This window comes from Kitasatospora sp. NPDC093806, assembly GCF_040683335.1.
GTDB lineage: Bacteria > Actinomycetota > Actinomycetes > Streptomycetales > Streptomycetaceae > Kitasatospora.
Window position 1 is genome coordinate 1 of record NZ_JBFBDO010000261.1, and the last position, 1,459, is coordinate 1,459.

2 protein-coding genes are annotated in these 1,459 nt (G+C 62.9%); both read left to right on the forward strand.

Going from position 1 to position 1,459, the window contains the following annotated elements; all coding sequences use genetic code 11:
- The coding region (locus AB0N76_RS39835; RefSeq protein ID WP_363565747.1) for a PadR family transcriptional regulator at window positions 1-440 on the forward strand (440 nt) is incomplete at its 5' end.
- Entirely contained in the window at window positions 440-1,255 is an 816-nt protein-coding gene (locus AB0N76_RS39840; protein WP_363565748.1) for a hypothetical protein, read from the forward strand. The genes AB0N76_RS39835 and AB0N76_RS39840, both read left to right, overlap by 1 nt.
- Window positions 1,256-1,459: the final 204 nt, after the last annotated feature.

The window sequence follows — 1,459 nt, forward strand, 5'->3', positions numbered from 1 at the left end:
GTACCGAACTCGCGGTCAACACCCTCGGCGCGGCCGGGCGGCCCTGGGCATCGGCGACCTTGGCAACCCTATGTAGAGAACGTACTATGGGCTCCATGGCGGCAGAGGTGCGAGTCACGGTGAACGTGGCCAAGTTGCTGAAGGTCTTCCTTGAGGCCCCAGGTGAGCCCTGCTACGGCTTTGACCTCATGCAGCAGGCGAAGCTCCCTAGCGGCACGGTCTATCCGATTCTGGCTCGGCTCGAGCGTGCGCAGTGGATCGCCGGGCAGCTCGAAGACATTGATCCCGTGTCGGAGGGAAGGCCTGCTCGTCGCTACTACCGCCTAACGCCGGAAGGCATGTCGGCAGCCCGGGTCGAACTAGCCCGGCTGAGTCAGCAGTTGAGCACTGGGTGGCCCTACGCCTTTCCGAGGCCGGCCAATGAGGGGGGCTTCACGTGATGACTCAGCTCGTCGCAGGGGTTTCCGTTCTTCTGGGTGCCGTCCTGGCGGCGATGCGGTATAGCGGTCCGGCCATCTCCCGGGGGCTCTTGCGTTTCGCGCGACAGTGCTTACCGGTAGAGATCAGATCCGTCCACGGGCAGGAGTGGATCGCCGAGCTCGAGTACATCCTCAGGACGTCTCGGAATCACCCTTGGCGGGCCGGTCTGACCGGCCCCCGGTTTTCCCTTGGGCTTCTCCTGCACGCTCGCCGCCTTGGTCGCGAATACCAATCCGACGATATTGATCTGCATGCCTGGCATTTGGCATTCGCCGGGAAGAATCCCGGGCGCCTGATGCGGTCTTGGCAATGGCGGCACAGCAAGTACGGCGAGATCATGATCGCGCATGAATTCATCCATCACCGCTCAGGTCATCGCTTCGTTGCGCACCTGATGGTCTGGATGCGAGGCGCTGTCGCAGGAGGTGTCGCCTGGTGGATGTTGGCAGAGGCCAACCATCCGTCACTGATGGTGTTCGTCACGTCGGCTGCCACCGCCTGCTCTGCTTGGGCAATCCTCACTCTTGCCTGGATCTGTGCTGCGCGCCGCATCGAACTGGCGACTGATCTGCGGTCCATTGCCCTGCTCGAAGGCATGGGGGTCGACGGCCTAGGGCTTTTCTGTGATCTGATGGAGGAGATCATGGTGCAGCAGCGATCGGTCGTCGGGAATTCTTCGCCCTGGCGATACCTCAGGGTTCCGATTCATCCTTCTCCTCGCCAGCGCATGAGGAATGCGCTTCGGAATCGAGATGAAATTGAGGTGGGGCAGTGACACGCCCGGCACGACCTGGAAAGCCCAGTCTCACTCGTCGCGCCGAGTCGGCCGATGAGGCCGAAAGGCGGCGGCAATCTATTGTGGAGTTGGTCGCTCTCGTCGCATTGCTGGGTCTGTCGGCCGGAGTGTATCTGGCGGTCGGTGCCGCCGGGCTCACCGCGGTGGTCGGTGCTGGAGGCGGGTTGTTCGCTGCATGGCGTG